Here is a 21390-nt window from a genome sequence, read left to right on the forward strand (position 1 = left end):
TTCGATTCGGTTCAAACTTCAGAAGTCTGAGCGGATGTCGCGGGGCGCGCTCGAACCGGCTGGTCGCCGTGGCTCGGCTTGCGTCTCCTGCGAGCCTGTGAGCCGTCTGCCTTCGAAATGAACCGGATGAGCACTTCGTCGGTTTGTCGGCCCTACACGCGCTCGATCGCGATGGCGATCCCCTGACCGACGCCGATGCACATCGTGCAGAGCGCGTAGCGGCCGTTCGTGCGATGCAGCTGGTACGTCGCGGTCGTCACGAGCCGCGCGCCGGACGCGCCGAGCGGGTGCCCGAGCGCGATCGCGCCGCCGTTCGGATTCACCCGCGCATCGTCGTCCGCGACGCCGAGCAGGCGCAGCACCGCGAGCCCCTGCGAGGCGAACGCCTCGTTCAGCTCGATCACGTCGAACTGGTCGATCGTCATCCCGAGCCGCGCGAGCAGCTTGTGCGTGGCCGGCGCCGGGCCGATGCCCATCACCCGCGGCTCGACGCCCGCCGTCGCGATCCCCAGCACGCGCGCGCGCGGCACGAGCCCGTGACGCCGCGCGGCCGCCTCGCTCGCGACGAGCAGCGCGCACGCGCCGTCGTTCACGCCCGACGCGTTGCCCGCCGTCACCGTGCCGTCCGGCCGCACGACGCCCTTGAGCTTCGCGAGCGCGTCGAGCGACGTGTCGCGCGGATGCTCGTCGCGCGACACGACGGCCGGCTCGCCTTTCCTCTGCGCAATCGTCACCGGCACGATCTCCTGCGCGAGCGTGCCGTCGGCTTGCGCGCGCGCCGCTTTCTGCTGGCTGCGCAGCGCGAACGCGTCCTGGTCGGCGCGGCTCACGCGGTAATCGGTCGCGACGTTCTCGGCCGTCTCCGGCATCGAATCGACGCCGTACTGCTGTTTCATCAGCGGATTGACGAAGCGCCAGCCGATCGTCGTATCGAAGATCTCGGCCTGGCGCGAGAACGCGCTCGTCGCCTTGCCGGTCACGAACGGCGCGCGGCTCATGCTCTCGACGCCGCCCGCGATCATGAGGCCGGCCTCGCCGGCCTTGATGGCGCGAGCGGCGACGCCGATCGCGTCCATCCCGGAGCCGCAGAGGCGGTTGATGGTCGAGCCGGGCACGGCCTGGGGCAGGCCGGCGAGCAGCAGCGACATGCGCGCGACGTTGCGGTTGTCTTCGCCGGCCTGGTTCGCGCAGCCGTAGATGACGTCGTCGACGGCGGCCCAGTCGACGTCGCGGTTGCGCTCGACGAGCGCCTTGAGCGGCACGGCGCCGAGGTCGTCGGCCCGCACCGGCGCGAGGGCCCCGCCGTAGCGGCCGATCGGCGTGCGGATTGCGTCACACAGGAATGCTTCGGTCATGTCGAATTCCGGCGAAGGAGAACCCGCGAGCGGGCAGGTTCATACATGGTAGTGAACGATGGCGAGGTCGGCAGCCCGGCCGAACGGGTTATGCCGTTTGGCCGGCTTCAGCGGATGCGGCCTTCGGCGCAACATGGTGGCGACTCTGCACGACGCGGAAGCGATTCGCGACGAACGCGGCGTCGGCGAGCGATGCATTCGCGGCCGGATTGGCGCCCGTGCCGTGAAAGTCGGAGAACGCCGCCGATTGATTGACGAACACGCCGCCCGTCAGATTGATCGACAGCGCGACGCCGCCGCGCACGGCCGCTTCGTGCGCGGCCTCGACGACGGCGTCGTCCGTACTGTAGACGGAGAGCGTGAGCGCACCGTGCTCGGCCGCGATCGAACCGGCGAGATCGAGCGATTGCGCGGTCGAATCGGTTGCGATGACGAACGAGATCGGACCGAACCATTCCCGCGTGTACTTCGCGCGATCGGTGATGTCGAGCTGCAGCACGAGCGGCGTGCGTACGCGCGCGCCCTTGAAAGCGGGATGTTCGAGCGCCTGGCTGTCGGCGAGCACGCGGCCGAGCTTGCGCGCGTCGTCGATGCGGGCCGCGACGCCTTCGTTCTGAAGTGCGCCGATGAGCTCGACCGAGCGTGCCGGGTCGCCTGTCAGCTTCTGCACGGCGCCCGCGATCGCTTGCGCGACGTCGTCGAAGCTGACATGTCCTTCCGCGGTGCGGATGCCGTCACGCGGAACATAGATGTTTTGCGGCGCGGTGCACATCTGGCCGGAGTAGAGCGCGAGCGAGAACGCGATGTTCTTGACGGCGGCTTTCAGGTCGTCGACGGAATCGATCACGATCTGGTTGACGCCTGCTTTCTCCGTATACACCTGCGCCTGGTGCGCGTTGCGTTCGAGCCAGTTGCCGTTTTGCGAACTGCCGGTGAAGTCGATCAGCTTGATTTCCGGGCGGAGCGCGAGCTCTTGGACGAGCGCGCCGTCGTTCGATTCGGTCGCAAGCAGCGTGACGACGTTCGGATCGAAGCCGGCTTCGCGCAGCACGTCGCGCGCGATGCGCACGGTGATCGCGAGCGGCAGAATTGCGCCGGGATGCGGCTTGACGATGACCGTGTTGCCGGTTGCAAGATCGGCGAACAGGCCCGGATAGCCGTTCCACGTCGGGAATGTGCAGCAGCCGAGGACGAGGCCCGTGCCGCGCGGCACGATCGTGTAGCGCTTGTGCATCGCGAGCGGCGGGTTCTTGCCTTGCGGTTTTTCCCAATGCGCGTCGGCTGGGATGCGCTGCAGCTCCTGCCATGCATAGGCGACGGCTTCGAGCGCGCGGTCCTGCGCATGCGGCCCGCCCGCCTGGAACGCCATCATGAAAGCCTGTCCCGTGGTGTGCATGACGCTGTAAGCAATTTCGAAGCTCGCGCGATTCAGCCGGGCGAGAATCTCGACGCACACGCCTGCCCAGGCGGAAGGCCCGGCCTCGCGCCATGCGCGCTGCGCTTGCGCGGCGGCGGCGATCAGCTCGTCGGGCGACGATTTCGGGTAACGGATGCCGAGCGCGAAACCGTACGGCGACTCTTCGGCGCCGACCGTTTCGCCCGAGGCGGGCTGGTCGAGTTCGAACGGCTTGTCGAGTTGGGCTTTGAATGCTGCTTCGCCGTCTGCGTTGGCGCTTTCCCCGTACACTTTGGGGCTCGGCATCTCGGCGAACGGGCTCCAGTAGCCGCGCGTTTCGATCGTGGAGAGCGCGTGCTTCAGCGTGTCTTCATGCTTCGTGAACAGAGGATGGGTCATGGCGGCAGGCTTGATGAAGGTTGAGGAAGGTGGAGGTTATTAATAAACCGACCGGTTGGTCGGAAAATGTTAGCATCAAATCATTCGTGCGTGTGCGGCATTTCATGTTTCATTGATCGAGGAGAAGCAGATGGCTTACGAAAATATCCTGGTGGAGACGCGCGGCCGGGTGGGGTTGATTACGCTGAATCGTCCGAAGGCGCTGAACGCGCTGAACGACGCGCTGATGGACGAGCTGGGCGCGGCGCTCAAGGCGTTCGACGCGGACGAAGGCATCGGCGCGATCGTGCTGACGGGCAGCGAGAAAGCGTTCGCGGCGGGCGCCGACATCGGGATGATGGCGACCTATTCGTACATGGACGTCTTCAAGGGCGACTACATCACGCGCAACTGGGAGGCGGTGCGTCAGATTCGCAAGCCGGTCATCGCGGCGGTGGCGGGGTTCGCGCTGGGCGGCGGCTGCGAGCTCGCGATGATGTGCGACATCATCTTCGCGGCGGACACGGCGAAGTTCGGCCAGCCGGAGGTCAAGCTCGGCGTGCTGCCGGGTGCGGGCGGAACGCAGCGCCTGCCGCGCGCGGTGTCGAAAGCGAAGGCGATGGACATGTGCCTGACCGCTCGCTTCATGGATGCGGAGGAAGCGGAGCGCGCCGGCCTGGTGTCGCGGATACTGCCGGCGGACAAATTGCTCGACGAGGCGATCGCCGCGGCGACGACGATCGCCGAATTCTCGCTGCCTGTCGTGATGATGGTGAAGGAGGCGGTGAATCGCGCATACGAGACGACGCTCGCGGAGGGGGTGCACTTCGAACGCCGCTTGTTCCATGCGGCGTTCGCGACCGAAGATCAGAAGGAAGGAATGGCGGCGTTCGTCGAAAAGCGCAAGCCGACCTTCAAGCACCGCTGAGCTTGCGAGGCGCGTCGCGCGCCTTTGTTGGTTGTTACGAGGTGCGCTTCGTATGAGTGAGGCGGACTCGGCTTTCCGGCCGCTTCGCGATCCCGAAGCGTCGGCGCAAAAAAACTGTCGAAAGGGGCTTGCGCGTGGGAGGGGTTGTGCCTACAATCACGCCTCTTTCGCGCCAAGCCGAACGCGGCGCGAGAGGGGAAGCGGGAAGTTCCGATGCCGAGGTGGTAAGGTCGAAGCGGTAGCCGGCCGGCGGCACGGAAAGGTGATCAGGGCGGAGCGCGACGCGGTAGTAAAAAAGTTGTTGACGCGCTGCGAATAAGTGATCATAATCTCGTTTCTCTGCTGCAGACAACGCAGCGCTGCTGAGAAGGCGGCAGAAAGTAGTGAAGTCTTCTCGCAGATGTGCTCTTTAACAATGAACAGCCGATAAGTGTGGGCGCTTGATGGAAGCGGGCGATCCTTGGATCGCAAGCAAAAGTATCAAGAGTCTCACACTAAAGTAAGTCAGGTTTATGGAGCAATTCATATACCTGTCAGCTTTGAGTGAGCGACCGGTTGGAAACAACCGAAAACAGTAACAGGAATTGAACTGAAGAGTTTGATCCTGGCTCAGATTGAACGCTGGCGGCATGCCTTACACATGCAAGTCGAACGGCAGCACGGGTGCTTGCACCTGGTGGCGAGTGGCGAACGGGTGAGTAAAACATCGGAACATGTCCTGTAGTGGGGGATAGCCCGGCGAAAGCCGGATTAATACCGCATACGATCTACGGATGAAAGCGGGGGACCTTCGGGCCTCGCGCTATAGGGTTGGCCGATGGCTGATTAGCTAGTTGGTGGGGTAAAGGCCTACCAAGGCGACGATCAGTAGCTGGTCTGAGAGGACGACCAGCCACACTGGGACTGAGACACGGCCCAGACTCCTACGGGAGGCAGCAGTGGGGAATTTTGGACAATGGGCGAAAGCCTGATCCAGCAATGCCGCGTGTGTGAAGAAGGCCTTCGGGTTGTAAAGCACTTTTGTCCGGAAAGAAAACCTTTGGGCTAATACCCTAGGGGGATGACGGTACCGGAAGAATAAGCACCGGCTAACTACGTGCCAGCAGCCGCGGTAATACGTAGGGTGCGAGCGTTAATCGGAATTACTGGGCGTAAAGCGTGCGCAGGCGGTTTGCTAAGACCGATGTGAAATCCCCGGGCTCAACCTGGGAACTGCATTGGTGACTGGCAGGCTAGAGTATGGCAGAGGGGGGTAGAATTCCACGTGTAGCAGTGAAATGCGTAGAGATGTGGAGGAATACCGATGGCGAAGGCAGCCCCCTGGGCCAATACTGACGCTCATGCACGAAAGCGTGGGGAGCAAACAGGATTAGATACCCTGGTAGTCCACGCCCTAAACGATGTCAACTAGTTGTTGGGGATTCATTTCCTTAGTAACGTAGCTAACGCGTGAAGTTGACCGCCTGGGGAGTACGGTCGCAAGATTAAAACTCAAAGGAATTGACGGGGACCCGCACAAGCGGTGGATGATGTGGATTAATTCGATGCAACGCGAAAAACCTTACCTACCCTTGACATGGTCGGAATCCTGCTGAGAGGCGGGAGTGCTCGAAAGAGAACCGGCGCACAGGTGCTGCATGGCTGTCGTCAGCTCGTGTCGTGAGATGTTGGGTTAAGTCCCGCAACGAGCGCAACCCTTGTCCTTAGTTGCTACGCAAGAGCACTCTAAGGAGACTGCCGGTGACAAACCGGAGGAAGGTGGGGATGACGTCAAGTCCTCATGGCCCTTATGGGTAGGGCTTCACACGTCATACAATGGTCGGAACAGAGGGTCGCCAACCCGCGAGGGGGAGCCAATCCCAGAAAACCGATCGTAGTCCGGATTGCACTCTGCAACTCGAGTGCATGAAGCTGGAATCGCTAGTAATCGCGGATCAGCATGCCGCGGTGAATACGTTCCCGGGTCTTGTACACACCGCCCGTCACACCATGGGAGTGGGTTTTACCAGAAGTGGCTAGTCTAACCGCAAGGAGGACGGTCACCACGGTAGGATTCATGACTGGGGTGAAGTCGTAACAAGGTAGCCGTATCGGAAGGTGCGGCTGGATCACCTCCTTTCTCGAGCTTATTTCCGCGAAGTTGAGCGCTCACGCTTATCGGCTGTAATCAAGACAGACTCAGGGGTCTGTAGCTCAGTCGGTTAGAGCACCGTCTTGATAAGGCGGGGGTCGTTGGTTCGAATCCAACCAGACCCACCAAGTTGTCTGGCGCAGGAAACCTGGGTGAAGTCTCTGTAGGGGGCATAGCTCAGCTGGGAGAGCACCTGCTTTGCAAGCAGGGGGTCGTCGGTTCGATCCCGTCTGCCTCCACCAATTGCGGTGCTCGTTAGTGCTTCAGCGCTTACGAGCATTTCACTCCCGAAGGGAGTCCCAATGGAGAATATTTGATTGGGTTCGAGAGAACGAATCGAGTATTCCCCATTGGCGATTGAGCCAGTCAGAGTGATACGTAGTACGTATCGGCTGTCGTTCTTTAACAATCTGGAAGAAGTAAGTAATTTGGATAGCGGAAGCGTCTAATGAGATGGACGTGGAAACTATCCGGGTTGTGATTGTATCGATGTATCTCAAGATGATTCGGGTCTACTCCCTTCGGGAGTGGGGTCGGCGTAAGCGCTAAAGCGCTAAAGCCGGACCGACATCAATTTTGGAATACGGCACAACGCGAGAACTCAACCTGTAGCGACTGTTGCGTCGAAAGATGAGACAGACTCGTTATAGGGTCAAGCGAACAAGTGCATGTGGTGGATGCCTTGGCGATCACAGGCGATGAAGGACGCGGTAGCCTGCGAAAAGCTACGGGGAGCTGGCAAACGAGCTTTGATCCGTAGATGTCCGAATGGGGAAACCCACTCCTTTTGGAGTATCCATGGCTGAATACATAGGTCATGTGAGGCGAACGCGGTGAACTGAAACATCTAAGTAACCGCAGGAAAAGAAATCAACCGAGATTCCCAAAGTAGTGGCGAGCGAAATGGGAAGAGCCTGTACTCTTTATCTGTATTGTTAGTCGAACGCTCTGGAAAGTGCGGCCATAGCAGGTGATAGCCCTGTAGACGAAAACAGTATGGAAGAACTAGGTGTACGACAAGTAGGGCGGGACACGTGAAATCCTGTCTGAAGATGGGGGGACCATCCTCCAAGGCTAAATACTCGTGATCGACCGATAGTGAACCAGTACCGTGAGGGAAAGGCGAAAAGAACCCCGGGAGGGGAGTGAAATAGATCCTGAAACCGCATGCATACAAACAGTCGGAGCCTCGTAAGGGGTGACGGCGTACCTTTTGTATAATGGGTCAGCGACTTACGTTCAGTAGCAAGCTTAACCGAATAGGGCAGGCGTAGCGAAAGCGAGTCCGAATAGGGCGTTCAGTTGCTGGGCGTAGACCCGAAACCAAGTGATCTATCCATGGCCAGGATGAAGGTGCGGTAACACGTACTGGAGGTCCGAACCCACTAACGTTGAAAAGTTAGGGGATGAGCTGTGGATAGGGGTGAAAGGCTAAACAAACTTGGAAATAGCTGGTTCTCTCCGAAAACTATTTAGGTAGTGCCTCGTGTCTCACCTTCGGGGGTAGAGCACTGTCATGGTTGGGGGGTCTATTGCAGATTACCCCGCCATAGCAAACTCCGAATACCGAAGAGTGCAATCACGGGAGACAGACATCGGGTGCTAACGTCCGGTGTCAAGAGGGAAACAACCCAGACCGCCAGCTAAGGTCCCCAAATATGGCTAAGTGGGAAACGAAGTGGGAAGGCTAAAACAGTCAGGAGGTTGGCTTAGAAGCAGCCACCCTTTAAAGAAAGCGTAATAGCTCACTGATCGAGTCGTCCTGCGCGGAAGATGTAACGGGGCTAAGCCATATACCGAAGCTGCGGATGCGTGCTTTGCACGCATGGTAGGAGAGCGTTCCGTAAGCCTGCGAAGGTGCGTTGAAAAGCGTGCTGGAGGTATCGGAAGTGCGAATGCTGACATGAGTAGCGATAAAGGGGGTGAAAGGCCCCCTCGCCGTAAGCCCAAGGTTTCCTACGCAACGTTCATCGGCGTAGGGTGAGTCGGCCCCTAAGGCGAGGCAGAAATGCGTAGCTGATGGGAAGCAGGTCAATATTCCTGCACCATTGTTAAATGCGATGGGGGGACGGATCGCGGAAGGTTGTCCGGGTGTTGGAAGTCCCGGTCGCTGCATTGGAGAAGGCGCTTAGGCAAATCCGGGCGCGGAATTCAAGGGTGTGGCGCGAGCTCCTTAGGGAGCGAAGCAATTGGAAGTGGTTCCAAGAAAAGCCTCTAAGCTTCAGTTTAACAATGACCGTACCGCAAACCGACACAGGTGGGCGAGATGAGTATTCTAAGGCGCTTGAGAGAACTCGGGAGAAGGAACTCGGCAAATTGGTACCGTAACTTCGGGATAAGGTACGCCCTGGTAGCTTGATGCGCCTGCGCGCAAAGGGTGAAGGGGTTGCAATAAACTGGTGGCTGCGACTGTTTAATAAAAACACAGCACTCTGCAAACACGAAAGTGGACGTATAGGGTGTGACGCCTGCCCGGTGCCGGAAGATTAAATGATGGGGTGCAAGCTCTTGATTGAAGTCCCGGTAAACGGCGGCCGTAACTATAACGGTCCTAAGGTAGCGAAATTCCTTGTCGGGTAAGTTCCGACCTGCACGAATGGCGTAACGATGGCCACACTGTCTCCTCCCGAGACTCAGCGAAGTTGAAGTGTTTGTGATGATGCAATCTACCCGCGGCTAGACGGAAAGACCCCATGAACCTTTACTGTAGCTTTGCATTGGACTTTGAACCGATCTGTGTAGGATAGGTGGGAGGCTATGAAACCGGAACGCTAGTTTCGGTGGAGCCGTCCTTGAAATACCACCCTGGTTTGTTTGAGGTTCTAACCTTGGCCCGTGATCCGGGTCGGGGACAGTGCATGGTAGGCAGTTTGACTGGGGCGGTCTCCTCCCAAAGCGTAACGGAGGAGTACGAAGGTACGCTAGGTACGGTCGGAAATCGTGCTGATAGTGCAATGGCATAAGCGTGCTTAACTGCGAGACCGACAAGTCGAGCAGGTGCGAAAGCAGGTCATAGTGATCCGGTGGTTCTGTATGGAAGGGCCATCGCTCAACGGATAAAAGGTACTCTGGGGATAACAGGCTGATACCGCCCAAGAGTTCATATCGACGGCGGTGTTTGGCACCTCGATGTCGGCTCATCTCATCCTGGGGCTGTAGCCGGTCCCAAGGGTATGGCTGTTCGCCATTTAAAGAGGTACGTGAGCTGGGTTTAAAACGTCGTGAGACAGTTTGGTCCCTATCTGCCGTGGGCGTTGGATATTTGAAGGGGGCTGCTCCTAGTACGAGAGGACCGGAGTGGACGAACCTCTGGTGTACCGGTTGTGACGCCAGTCGCATCGCCGGGTAGCTATGTTCGGAAGAGATAACCGCTGAAAGCATCTAAGCGGGAAACTCGCCTTAAGATGAGATATCCCTGGGGACTTGATCCCCTTGAAGGGTCGTTCGAGACCAGGACGTTGATAGGTCAGGTGTGTAAGCGCAGTAATGCGTTCAGCTAACTGATACTAATTGCCCGTAAGGCTTGATCCTATAACAAGTCTGTCTCGGTAGTCGTTGGCGCGTCAGCGCTCACGGATATCGAGTGTCGAGTGCAAGGCGCTCGACGTACTGCGGTTGAAGTACCGCGTATGTGTGAGATACAACCTCACAACCCACCCAAGATTACTGCTTCTTCCCAGATTGGTTCTGTTGGCCGCGCCAGCAGAACAACCCTCTTTGCCTGATGACCATAGCGAGTCGGTCCCACCCCTTCCCATCCCGAACAGGACCGTGAAACGACTCCACGCCGATGATAGTGCGGATTGCCCGTGTGAAAGTAGGTAATCGTCAGGCTCCCCTCTGAAAACCCCCGCCCTCACCGGCGGGGGTTTTGCTTTTTACGCCTTCGCCAATCCCCTGAACGCCCTCGGCAGGAGCCTCGCGCTCCAGCTCCCGCCTCGACTCCCTTCTCGCTCGAGTGCGGGTGTGTAGTGGTCAACTAATCCCGGACACTGCGTTAAGTTTTTCTTCCGCAACCGCCGGCGCCAGTCCGTCATTGAACTGATGCGGCCGTATCCAGTTGTACCGGGTAAGCGCCTCACGGCGACCGTCGTAGACGAGGGCGAGAAGCGACATCAAAGTGGTGCCCATCATTTTCGATTTGATGGACATCACCGTGACAGAGCCGGAAGCCAAGCCCGGGAGCCGCAAGGGGCGCCCAAACTATGATCGCGAGTTTCGACGCCGTCTTGCGGCCGCGGCATGCGAGCCGGGTGCTTCGGTCGCAAAGCTGGCGCGCGAGAATGGCATCAATGCAAACATGCTGTTCACGTGGCGGCGTCGCTATCGCGAGCAATTGCTGGCCCAAACGACGTCGCTGATTCCGGTGGCGGTGGTCGATGAAACGCCGGCGCAGCGCGTGACCATGCCCTCGGAAGCTCGGGCAGTGGGCAACCGCACTACTCGAGCCGGGACAATCGAGATTCGATTCGGTGAGGTGGTCGTCAAGGTGGACGGCATTGTGGACGCCGACACGCTACGTGTTGTACTGGGGAGCATGCAATCGTGATCTCTCTTCCCACGGGTACCCGAGTCTGGCTGGTGGCCGGCGTCACCGACATGCGCTGCGGATTCCAAGGGCTGGCGGCGAAGGTGCACACGGCGCTCGAGGACAATGCGCTCAGCGGCAACGTGTTCATCTTCCGGGGCCGGCGCGGCGATCTCGTGAAGCTCATGTGGGCAACCGAGGACGGGCTCTGGCTTCTTGCGAAACGGCTTGAGCGTGGTCGTTTCGTCTGGCCGCAGGCCGATGGCGGCAAGGTTCATCTGACGGCAGCGCAATTGTCCATGTTGCTCGAAGGCATCGATTGGCGGCAACCGCGTCGCACCGCTGCACTGTCGATGTTGTAAACCGAGCAGAAGGCTCGTAAACTGCGCCGCATGTCGAACGGCGCCGAACTTCCTGACGATGTTGAAACGCTGCGAGCATTGCTGCTCGAGGCTCGTGCTCAGCTTGCCGAGCGCGATCTGGAGATCGAGCAACTCAAGGCTCAGCTCGACAAGCTTAGGCGCATGCAATTCGGACGCAAGTCCGAGCAGTTGGACCGCGAGGTTGCACGGCTAGAAACAGCGCTCGAGGACCTGACGGGCGAGCGTGGCGTCGCCGATGTGCGGCGCGCCCGCCAATCAAGCGCAAGCACGCCTGTGAGCGACGCATCGCCGAAAGAAGCGCTGCCGCCGCATCTGCCACGCGAAGAACGTGTACTGGAGGCTGACGCAACGTGTCCGAAGTGCGGCAGCGCAATGCAGCCGCTCGGAGAAGACGTGTCCGAGCAGCTCGCCCGCGTCGCGGCGGTGTTCAAGGTGATTCGTACGATCCGGCGCAAGACGGTTTGCCCGTGCGGCCACCACTTCTCGCAGCCGGCGATGCCCGGCCTGCCGATTACGCGCAGCATCGCCCATCCGAGCCTGCTGGCCGACATCCTCGTCTCGAAGTACGCCGACCACGCCCCGTTGTACCGCCAGTCGCAGATAGCCGCGCGCGACGGCGTGAAGCTCGACCCGGCCAGCATGGGCCGCTGGGTCGGCCAGTGCGAGGCCCTTTGCGATGCGCTGACCGAGGCACTGCGCCGCTACACGGTGGCGCCGTCGAAGCTGCACGCGGATGACACGCCTATCCCGGTACTCGAGCCGGGCAAGAAGAAGACGAAGACGGGGCGCCTGTGGGTGTATGTGCGCGATGACACTCGTTCGGGCTCGACCGAACCGGCCGCAGTGTGGTTTGCTTACTCGCCGGACCGCAAAGGCATTCATCCCCAGACCCACCTGGACGGATTCAAGGGTATCTTGCAAGCCGACGCCTACAGCGGCTTCAACGAACTGTACGAGAGCGGCAAGATTCGCGAGGCGGCATGCTGGGACCACGCGAGACGGTACATATACGACGTGCATGCCCGAACGCCTGCCGAGGCGACCCGGGAGGTGCTCGAGCTGATCGGTGCACTTTACGCGATCGAGGCCGACATCCGCGGCAAACCCGCCGCGCAGCGGCTGCGCGTGCGCCAGGAGAAAAGCATCCCGCTGCTCGCGGCCATCAAGACGTGGATGACGGACAAACTCGCGACGCTGTCGAAGAAATCCGAATTGGCCAAAGCGATCCATTACTCGCTTAATCAGTGGGATGCCCTCGTGCTGTACTGCGAAGAGGGCCGTGCCGAGATCAGCAACGCCCTGGCCGAAAACGCGTTGCGCTGTGTGAGTCTGGGTCGAAAGAACTTCTTGTTCGCCGGCTCCGACAGTGGGGGGAAACGGGCCGCGGCGATGTACAGCCTGATCGGCACGTGCAAGCTGAACGGGATCAACCCGCGCGCTTACCTCGAATACGTGCTGACCCATATCGCTGATCACCCCATTAACCGCATCGACGAATTACTACCCTGGAACGTGGCAAAAAAGCTGCCAGGGAAGTCTTGCCCACCTGCCTCCACGGGCTGATTGCCAGCGGGCCAACATGAGCGCTCGATAACCAATCATGCCTCACGTGCGCGCCGGATTGCGGACGGCCTTCGCGAGGCGCTTACTGTACCGGTGCATCAGGTAGTGGTTGATGTCCCGGTGTGCCTCCTGCGCCGACATGTAGCCCACTGACGGTAGCCATTCGGTCTTGAAGCTGCGGAACAGCCTCTCCATCGGGGAGTTATCCCAACAATTTCCTCGACGGCTCATGCTCTGCTGTATCCGATAGCGCCAGAGGCGCTGACGGAATTTCCGGCTTGCATATTGGCCGCCTTGATCCGAGTGAAACAGCAAGCCTTGCGGTCGGCCACGTTGCTCATAGGCCATCTCCAACGCCTGCACGACCAGATCGGCATCAGGGCGTGTCGAGAACGCCCAGCCAACAACCCGGCGCGTGAACAGGTCGAGTACTACGGCCAGATAATGCCAACGTCCCTGCGCCCAGACATACGTGATGTCACCACACCACACCTGATTCGGCGTACCAACCTCGAATTCGCGATTGAGATGGTTCGGGATATCGATCCGCTCGACCGTGGCCTGCTTGTAGGCATGGCGGCCCGGCTGCTTGCAGATCAACCTGAGTTCTTCCATCAAGCGGCTGACCTTGAAGCGGCCAATCGCCGTACCTTCCTCGCGCATCATGCCCATGATGCTGCGACTGCCAGCAGAGCTTCGACTCTCGATGAACAGCTCGTGTACCCGGCTACGCAGTGCCATGCGCTCGGCATCAACGCGTCGGGCTCGCCCTCGGTGTGCATACAGGCAGGACCGCGACACGTCGAATACCGCGCAGATCAGCTCGACCGATTCGCTTGCGCCAATCTGATCAATTACTTCGTACGTTCGATGCCTTCCGACATCAAGAGCGCGGTAGCCTTTTTTAAAATGGCCTTCTCACGCTCGAGGCGTTCGATACGCGCCTCGAGTTCCTGAATACGCTGTTGATCCGGCGTGATTGCCTTGCCCTGCGGCGTGACGCCCTGGCGTTCCATCTGAAGTTGCTGCACCCAGCGGCGCAGCACCGTCTCGCCGACGCCGACCGAGCGGCTTGCTTCCATATGGCTATAACCCTGGTCGAGCACCAGACAGGCGGCTTGCTGTTTGAACTCCGGGGAAAACGTACGTCGTTGCTTGCTCATTAGACACCTCTTCATGGCGACCATTCTCGCCTAAATCAGTGTCCGGATTTATTAGACCACTACATCTCGACTCGAAAAACTTTTGCGACGTCCGCGCGTAAAATCTCCGAACCAATAAAAATTTTGCGCAACAGAGCATGAATATCCCCCCACAATTCGCTCGAGCAGTCTGTCCGCACGATTGTCCCGACACGTGCGCAATCCGCGTCACGGTCGAGAACGGTAGAGCCGTCAAGGTCGCCGGCGACCCCGATCATCCGCCAACTCAAGGCGTTCTCTGCACCAAGGTGAGCCGATATGCAGATCGCGTTCATCACCCCGAGCGGCTCACGGTGCCCCTCAAGCGAATCGGCCGGAAAGGGGCGGGGCGATTCGAGCCGATCAGTTGGGACGAAGCGAACAACCTGGTGGCGCAGAGGCTATCGGAAATCGCCCGCCGGGCCCCCGAAGCCATTGTTCCCTACAGCTATGCGGGAACGATGGGGCTTATCCAGGGCGAAAGCATTGCTCAACGTTTCTTCAACAAACTCGGTGCGTCGCGCCTCGAAAGAACGATCTGCTCGGCGGCCGGCGCCGCGGGGCTGCGCTACACGTACGGCGCGAGCGTCGGGATGCATTTCGAATTCTACGAGGAGAGCGACCTCATCTTGATCTGGGGGGCAAATCCGATCGCCTCCAATCTGCATTTCTGGACGCGCGCGCAAGAAGCCAAGCGTCGTGGTGCGCGCCTGATCGCCATCGATCCGTACCGCTCGTTGACGGCGGAAAAATGTCATCAACACATCGCGTTGAAGCCGGGGACGGATGGTGCGCTTGCGCTTGGCATCATGCACGTGTTGATCGACGAAGGCCTCATCGATCAGGACTACATCCGCGATTACACGCTCGGTTTCGATGCGCTGAAAGTGCACGCGCTGAATTATTCGCCCGAGCGCGTAGCCGGGATCTGCGGCGTGACGGTCGAGGAAATCGTCGAGCTGGCGCGCCTTTACGGACGCACGCGCAAGGCCTCGATTCGTCTCAATTACGGCATGCAGCGCGTGCGCGGCGGCGGCAACGCGGTCCGCGCCATCGCCTGTTTGCCCGCGCTCACGGGGGCGTGGCGTGATCGCGCAGGCGGGCTGCTCCTGTCCTCGTCCGAATGGGCGCCAGTCGACTCCGCTGCTCTGGCGCGCCCTGACTTGCTGCCGGATTGGCCGAACAAGCTGCCGCGTTCGATCAATATGAATGCAATTGGCGACGCGTTGCTGCATCCCGGCGATCAGGATTTCGGGCCGAAGGTGGAGGCGATCATCGTCTACAACTCGAATCCGGTCGCCGTTGCTCCCGACTCGGAGAAGGTCGCCGCCGGCTTTGCACGAGAGGACCTGTTCACCGTCGTTCTCGAGCATTTCAAGACAGATACCGCCGACTACGCAGATCTTCTGTTGCCGGCGACGACGCAGCTCGAGCATCTCGACGTTCACAAATCATATGGTCACACCTATGTGATGGCGAACTTGCCGTCGATCCCGCCGGTCGGCGAGGCGCGCCCGAACACGGAGATATTTCGCGGCATCGCGCGCAGCATGGGGCTCGACGAGCCGGCGCTCCACGACGACGACGAAACGCTCGCTCGCCTGTCGCTGCGCTGGAACGATTCGTCGCTGCAGAGCGATTGGGACACGCTCAAGCAGGCAGGTTGGCTCAAGCTGAAGCTCGCCGAAGCGCCATTCGCAAACGGCGGCTTTCGGACGCCGTCCGGGAAGTGCGAGTTCTACAGCGAGCGCCTCGCAGAAATGGGCCTTGATCCATTGCCGGACTACCTGCCGCCTTACGAATCCGCGGACGGCGCGCCCGAACTGGCTGCCCGCTATCCGCTCGCGATGATCTCGCCGCCCGCCCGCCACTTCCTGAACAGCACGTTCGTCAACGTCGCGAGCCTGCGCGCGACGGAGGGCGAGCCGCACCTCGACATCCATCCGGCCGACGCCGAGCATCGCGGCATTGCCGACGGCGACCCGGTGCGTATCTTCAACGATCGCGGTTCGCTGCGCGCGAAGGCTCGCGTGACCGACCGGGCGCGGGAAGGGCTCGTCGTCGGCCTGTCGATCTGGTGGAAGAAGCTTGCGCCGGACGGCCGCAACGCAAATCAGGTGACGAGCCAGGCGCTGACCGATCTGGGCCGCGGCGCGACGTTCTACGACTGTCTGGTCGAGGTCGAGCGCGGATGACGCGATTCGGCAGCGAACGTTCCGGCATCTTTACGCAAGTTGGAAAGGAGTGTCTAACCCGGTTGTCTGGACCGGGCCGACCCGTTACGATGCCAATTTTTAGCACGACCATTCGAAAATCAGTGAGGAGACGCGCCGCATGGACAAAATTTGGCTGAAATCGTATCCGCTCGGTGTCCCGGCCGAAATTGACGCGTCCCCGTATTCGTCCGTCCCCGATCTGCTCGACGAGAGCTTTAGTCTTTATCGGGACCAGAAGGCGTTCATCTGCATGGGCAAGGCGATCACGTACGGCGAGCTGGACGTGCTGTCGCGCAAGCTCGGCGCGTGGCTTCAGTCGCGCGGCCTGTCGCGCGGCGCGCGGGTCGCGATCATGATGCCGAACGTGCTGCAGTACCCGGTGGCGATCGCCGCGGTGCTGCGCGCGGGCTATACGGTCGTCAACGTCAATCCGCTCTATACGCCGCGCGAACTCGAGCACCAATTGAAGGACAGCGGCGCCGAGGCGATCGTGATCCTCGAGAACTTCGCGACGACGCTGCAGGCGGTGATCGCGAAGACGTCGGTCAAGCACGTCGTTGTCGCCGCGATGGGCGATCTGCTCGGCGTGAAGGGCGTCCTCGTCAATTACGTCGTGCGCCGCGTGAAGAAGATGGTGCCGGCATGGAGCCTGCCGTCGTACACGCGATTCAATGCGGCGCTCGCCGCGGGCGGCCGGCAGTCCTTCAAGCAGGCGAAGCCTGCGCCCGACGACGTCGCGTTCCTCCAGTACACGGGCGGCACGACGGGCGTCGCGAAGGGCGCGACGCTGCTTCATCGCAACATCGTGTCGAACGTGCTGCAGGCGCAGGCATGGCATGAGCCGGCGCATGCGAAGCGCCCGGAAGTGAAGCAGTTCATCACCGTGATCGCGCTGCCGCTCTATCACGTGTTCGCGCTGACTGTCTGCGGGCTGCTGACGCTGCGCACGGGCGGCACGGGGATTTTGATCCCGAATCCGCGCGACATCGCCGGCATGATCAAGGAGTTGAAGGGCTACCAGATCATCACGATTCCGGCCGTCAACACGCTGTACAACGCGCTGCTGAACCATCCGGATTTCGAGCAGCTCGATTTCTCGAAGCTCGCGGTCGCCAACGGCGGCGGGATGGCGATTCAGGAAAGCGTCGCGAAGCGCTGGTACGACAAGACGAAGACGCCGATCGTCGAAGGCTACGGCTTGTCCGAAACCTCGCCTGTCGCGACCTGCAACCCGGTCACGGCCACCGAATATAGCGGCACGATCGGCTTGCCGCTACCGTCGACCGAGATCGCAATCCGCGACGACGCGGGTGACGACGTGCCGCTGGGCCAGCCGGGCGAGATCTGCATTCGCGGTCCGCAGGTGATGGCGGGCTACTGGAATCGCCCGGACGAAACCGCGAAGGTCATGATGCCGGACGGCTTCTTCAAGACGGGCGACGTCGGCGTGATGGACGAACGCGGCTACGTGAAGATCGTCGACCGCAAGAAGGACATGATTCTCGTGTCGGGCTTCAACGTCTATCCGAACGAGGTCGAGGACGTGGTCGCGTCGCACCCGGGCGTGTTCGAAGTCGCGGCCGTCGGCGTGCCCGACGAGCACTCGGGCGAGGCGGTGAAGCTGTTCGTCGTCAAGAAGGACCCGGCGCTCACCGACAAGGATCTGATCGCCTACTGCAAGGATCGGCTCACTGGCTACAAGCGGCCGAAGTACGTCGAATTCCGCGCCGATCTGCCGAAGACCAACGTCGGCAAGATCCTGCGGCGCGAGTTGCGCGACGGCAAGGCGTAACGGGCATCGCCCCGCCGCGCTCAGAATGGGCGGCGGCGTCGCCCGGCTTGACGCGGCGGGCCTGCGGCGGCTGCCGTCCGCTCGTTTCCGAATCGAGGCGTTCGCTTCCCGGGACGCTTGCTTTCGAACCGCTGCGCTGTTTCTCACGGTCGCATCAACGTCGAGTTCCGGAACAGGTCGGCAGAAGTTGATCGCCATAACGCCCGGTGCGCCGCATCGGGCGTTTTGCATTGAATGTCGACGTGTGGCGGTTCATGCCCGCGCAAATGCGAACGGTTTCCTTGATGCGACATTCCGGCGCGAACGGCTTCGATTCTCGCTGACGCATGGCGGAACGCGATCGTGCAAGGCCGGATGAATGAACGCAATCCCGCAACCGTGCTCGCGCAGCCGTTCCGGCACCGCCCCCGGAGGCCGTAGCGTTGCTGCCCCTCCTTGCACGCCGGTTCGCCGCTTCCGCACGTTTCGCGGCCGGCAACTCGGAAGCCAGGCTATCGTTGCGGTGCGTGCGCTTACCTTCTTGCGCCGCCCGACATCTCTTCGACCCAGCAAAAAGGCGCCAACCTGTCGCAGGCCGAACCCGCATCAATAAAAAAGGCGCCCGAAGGCGCCTTTTAAGTTACTACCGAGTGTTACCCGCTTATTAGAACTTGTGGCGGATGCCCACGCGCGCCGCGAACTGGTTGCGGTTCGACGACGGCGTCAGGCCGTTGATCGCGGCGGTTGCCGGGCCGACCGTGTTGCCGTCGGCTTCGATCACGTTGCCCGAAGCGTGCTGATACACGCCGATTGCGTAGACGTCGGTGCGCTTCGACAGGAAGTAGTCGACGCCGACCGAGCCCTGGTGATACTTGGCTGCCGACGCGCCGGCGATCTTGCTGCCTTGCGTGTAGTCATACGCCGCGCCGGCGAGGAGCGCCGGGGTCAACTGATACTTGAAGTTGACTTCCGCGTTGTTGAACGTCGCGGTCTGGCTCGGGAATGCCGTGCTCGCGAAATTCATGAACTTGATGTTCGAGTACGTGACGCCGACCGTCGCCGCGCCGAACGAGTAGGCGCCGCCCGCACCGATCACCTGGTACGTGTGAGCCGATGCGTAGCCTGCGTAGACCGGGGTCGTCACGGCAGCCGGCGTGCTCGTCGTCGTGTTGTTGCCGAACAGGCCGCCAGCCGTCGCCGGCGTGCGCGCGTTCAAGTAGCCGACGCCCAGCACGAGCGGGCCGTTCGTGTAGCCTGCGCCGAGCGACCAGGTCTGGTTGCGGCTGAAGTCGCCGGCGACGCCGCCGAAGCTGTACAGGCCGCCGAACGTGAAGCCGCCGTAGTTCGCGCTCGTGAACTTGACTGCGTTGTTCACGCGGTACGCGTTGTTGAAGTTGTCGAGGTCGCCCGGGTGAGCGGCGATGTAGCCGCCCCACTGATCGCCCGCTTCCAGCGGACCGACGAAGTCGACGACGGAGTCGTACTGGCGGCCGAGCGTGACGGTGCCGAAGCCGCTCGACAGGCCGACGTAAGCCTGACGGCCGAATTCGAGGCCGCCCTGACCGAACTTGCCGGAGTTCACGTCGAAGCCGTTTTCGAGGACGAACACAGCCTTCAGGCCGCCGCCGAGGTCTTCCGTGCCGCGCAGGCCCCAGCGGCTACCCTGCATGACGCCGCTCGACAGGTTGTACAGGTGCTTGCCACCAGCGTTGGTGTTGATGTTGAAGCCTTCGTCGATGATGCCGTACAGCGTCACGCTGCTTTGCGCATGAGCGGCGCCAGCGAACGCGCTCAGCGCGACGAGCGCGAGAAGCGACTTTTTCATTAAAAGATCTCCAAGGATGACAAATTTATTGTGGCGGGGCCGATGTTTGTTTTTGATGGCGATACCCGCGCGAACTTCGAATGAAGCCGCTCGTAATGTAGCAAAAGGACTTTTTGGGACAAAGCGAAAGAGCGGTACACGCGTCTCCCATGTTTCCTTTACGCAACAATGGTTAAAATCACGGGTTAACCGCTATTTTCCGGCGCTACCGTGCTAGGTAGCCGCAATAAAATTGTTACGAATTCCTTACTGCGTGCAATATGCCCGCACGGAGAAACGCGATGGTGTTTGACGAACTGATCAGTGAATTTGACCGGGGCCTGCGCTCGATCACGGGCGTGAGCCGGATGAGCCGGCCGGTGCCCGCGCCTGATGCCGCGGCGCCCGCCGAGCTCACTGCCGCCGAGCGCAAGCACGCGGCGGGGCTGATGCGGGTGAATCACGTCGGCGAGGTCTGCGCGCAGGCGCTCTATCAGGCGCAGAAGCTCACGACGTCGTCGTCCGAGTTAAAGGAGATGTTCGAGCATGCGGGGCGCGAGGAGGAGGATCACCTCGCGTGGACCGCGCACCGCCTGAAGCAGCTCGATTCGCGGCCGAGCCTGCTGAATCCGCTGTGGTATGCGGGCGCGCTCGCGATCGGCGTCGTCGCCGGGCGTCTCGGCGACAAGGTGAGCCTCGGCTTCATGGCCGAGACGGAGCGGCAGGTCGAGAGCCATCTGGACAGCCATCTGTCGGCGCTGCCGGCGGCCGATGTCGAATCGCGCGCGATCGTCGAGCAGATGCGCGCCGACGAGGTCAAGCACGGCAAGACGGCGACCGACGCGGGCGGCATCGAGCTGCCGATGCCGGCGCGGATGCTGATGCGCGCCGCGTCGAAAGTCATGACAAGCACTGCATACTATCTGTGAGACATACGTCGGGACGGCCGCATGCGCGGCGTCCCGGCCGACGACGGAAACCCGCCTCTTTTCCCGCGCCTTTTCCCCCGCCGAAATACCTGCTGTCGCGCCCACCTGGGGCGTGCTTCTCATGTACCACTTTCACAAGATGCACTAGCCCATTCATTTATAACGTTTTTTGGTTTGAGGGTCAGCTTGAGGAGGCGAGCGTAAGTCCTTGTTCTGACTAACAAAATTCGTCAAAAAAACGGGAGCCTCCCTTGACCGCCCATAGGCCTTCCTCTAAAGTGGGAGACAGTGTGAGAAAGTGTATTTTTGTGTGATTTGCCGGGCTTTTCCGGCTAGATTCTCAGCATTGGGCGGGTACTTCGGTGCCCTGATCGGGAGAGCGGAAAAGTGTTCCAAGGGGCGTCGGCGCTGACGCTCGATGCGAAAGGGCGGATGTCGGTGCCGTCTCGCTATCGCGAAGCGCTGCAAGGACAGGCAGAAGGACGGGTGACTGTGACCAAGCACCCGGACGGCTGCCTGTTGCTGTTTCCGCGCCCCGAATGGGAAGTGTTCCGCGCGAAGATCGCCGCGCTGCCGATGGATGCGCATTGGTGGCGCCGTATTTTTCTCGGCAACGCGATGGACGTCGATCTCGACAGCGCGGGCCGGATTCTGGTGTCTCCCGAGCTGCGGATGGCGGCCGGGCTGGAAAAGGAAGTCATGTTGCTGGGAATGGGAAGTCACTTCGAGCTGTGGGACGCGCAGACCTACATCGCGAAGGAGCAGGCGGCGATGGCGCAGGGCATGCCCGAAGCGCTGAAGAATTTCACGTTCTGATTGCGGTGACG

General features: G+C 60.9%; 11 protein-coding genes, 2 tRNA genes, 3 rRNA genes and 1 pseudogene. 13 read left to right on the forward strand and 4 right to left on the reverse strand.

Translation table 11 applies throughout. From position 1 onward, the window contains the following. Nucleotides 1–152: 152 nt before the first annotated feature. Together pcaF and paaN are read right to left on the reverse strand one after the other, a co-directional pair. Nucleotides 153–1355, reverse strand: a complete 1203-nt coding sequence (gene pcaF, locus WT60_RS03155) for a 3-oxoadipyl-CoA thiolase (RefSeq protein ID WP_059579917.1) — start codon at nucleotides 1353–1355, stop codon at nucleotides 153–155. A gap of 88 nt (nucleotides 1356–1443) precedes the next feature. Next, nucleotides 1444–3150, reverse strand: coding sequence for a phenylacetic acid degradation protein PaaN (gene paaN, locus WT60_RS03160; RefSeq protein ID WP_038744523.1), 1707 nt, complete (start codon nucleotides 3148–3150; stop codon nucleotides 1444–1446). 130 nt (nucleotides 3151–3280) lie between these two features. Here paaN and WT60_RS03165 point away from each other — a divergent pair, with 130 nt between their 5' ends. The 9 genes from WT60_RS03165 to WT60_RS03220 all read left to right on the forward strand — a co-directional run bounded on the left by WT60_RS03165 (nucleotide 3281) and on the right by WT60_RS03220 (nucleotide 12662). After that, nucleotides 3281–4057, forward strand: coding sequence for an enoyl-CoA hydratase (locus tag WT60_RS03165; RefSeq protein WP_038744525.1), 777 nt, complete (start codon nucleotides 3281–3283; stop codon nucleotides 4055–4057). A 586-nt stretch (nucleotides 4058–4643) separates the two neighbouring features. Continuing rightward, nucleotides 4644–6176, forward strand: a 16S ribosomal RNA gene (locus WT60_RS03185). A gap of 63 nt (nucleotides 6177–6239) precedes the next feature. Further along, nucleotides 6240–6316: transfer RNA gene (locus WT60_RS03190), tRNA-Ile, on the forward strand. A 38-nt stretch (nucleotides 6317–6354) separates the two neighbouring features. Beyond that, nucleotides 6355–6430, forward strand: a tRNA-Ala gene (locus WT60_RS03195). Between the two features lie 408 nt (nucleotides 6431–6838). Further along, a 23S ribosomal RNA gene (locus tag WT60_RS03200) occupies nucleotides 6839–9719 on the forward strand. A gap of 189 nt (nucleotides 9720–9908) precedes the next feature. Continuing rightward, nucleotides 9909–10022 (forward strand): 5S ribosomal RNA (rrf, locus tag WT60_RS03205). The 16S, 23S and 5S rRNA genes sit together here with 2 tRNA genes alongside, the layout of an rRNA operon. A gap of 286 nt (nucleotides 10023–10308) precedes the next feature. Beyond that, entirely contained in the window at nucleotides 10309–10737 is a 429-nt protein-coding gene (locus WT60_RS03210; protein WP_231752061.1) for a transposase, read from the forward strand. Nucleotides 10738–10769: 32 nt separating this feature from the next. Next, nucleotides 10770–11078 (forward strand): IS66 family insertion sequence element accessory protein TnpB, encoded by a 309-nt coding sequence (gene tnpB, locus WT60_RS03215; RefSeq protein ID WP_348982041.1) that lies wholly within the window; start codon nucleotides 10770–10772, stop codon nucleotides 11076–11078. Nucleotides 11079–11108: 30 nt separating this feature from the next. Continuing rightward, nucleotides 11109–12662 (forward strand): IS66 family transposase, encoded by a 1554-nt coding sequence (locus WT60_RS03220; RefSeq protein ID WP_059584212.1) that lies wholly within the window; start codon nucleotides 11109–11111, stop codon nucleotides 12660–12662. Nucleotides 12663–12758: 96 nt separating this feature from the next. On the opposite strand, the pseudogene WT60_RS03225 reads toward WT60_RS03220, so the two are convergent. Beyond that, a pseudogene (locus tag WT60_RS03225) lies at nucleotides 12759–13825 on the reverse strand (IS3 family transposase); the annotation flags it as partial. A 137-nt stretch (nucleotides 13826–13962) separates the two neighbouring features. Here WT60_RS03225 and WT60_RS03230 point away from each other — a divergent pair. After that, nucleotides 13963–16038 carry a molybdopterin oxidoreductase family protein gene (locus WT60_RS03230; RefSeq protein WP_060356410.1) on the forward strand — a complete coding sequence of 692 codons (2076 nt, stop codon included), beginning with the start codon at nucleotides 13963–13965 and terminating at the stop codon, nucleotides 16036–16038. A 139-nt stretch (nucleotides 16039–16177) separates the two neighbouring features. After that, entirely contained in the window at nucleotides 16178–17851 is a 1674-nt protein-coding gene (locus WT60_RS03235; protein WP_038754507.1) for a long-chain fatty acid--CoA ligase, read from the forward strand. 643 nt (nucleotides 17852–18494) lie between these two features. On the opposite strand, the gene WT60_RS03240 is transcribed toward WT60_RS03235, so the two are convergent. Continuing rightward, complete coding sequence (locus tag WT60_RS03240; protein WP_059583241.1) at nucleotides 18495–19655, reverse strand: porin; 1161 nt, start codon at nucleotides 19653–19655, stop codon at nucleotides 18495–18497. Between the two features lie 281 nt (nucleotides 19656–19936). On the opposite strand from WT60_RS03240, the gene coq7 reads away from it, so the two are divergent. Together coq7 and mraZ are read left to right on the forward strand one after the other, a co-directional pair. Beyond that, nucleotides 19937–20563 (forward strand): 2-polyprenyl-3-methyl-6-methoxy-1,4-benzoquinone monooxygenase, encoded by a 627-nt coding sequence (gene coq7 / locus WT60_RS03245; RefSeq protein WP_038754501.1) that lies wholly within the window; start codon nucleotides 19937–19939, stop codon nucleotides 20561–20563. A 387-nt stretch (nucleotides 20564–20950) separates the two neighbouring features. Beyond that, the gene (gene mraZ, locus WT60_RS03250; RefSeq protein ID WP_038754498.1) at nucleotides 20951–21379 is read left to right on the forward strand and encodes a division/cell wall cluster transcriptional repressor MraZ; all 429 of its coding nucleotides are present in this window, start codon (nucleotides 20951–20953) and stop codon (nucleotides 21377–21379) included. The last annotated feature ends 11 nt before the right edge of the window (nucleotides 21380–21390 follow it).

The sequence above is a fragment of the Burkholderia sp. MSMB617WGS genome (genome assembly GCF_001532025.2).
Lineage (GTDB): Bacteria > Pseudomonadota > Gammaproteobacteria > Burkholderiales > Burkholderiaceae > Burkholderia > Burkholderia savannae.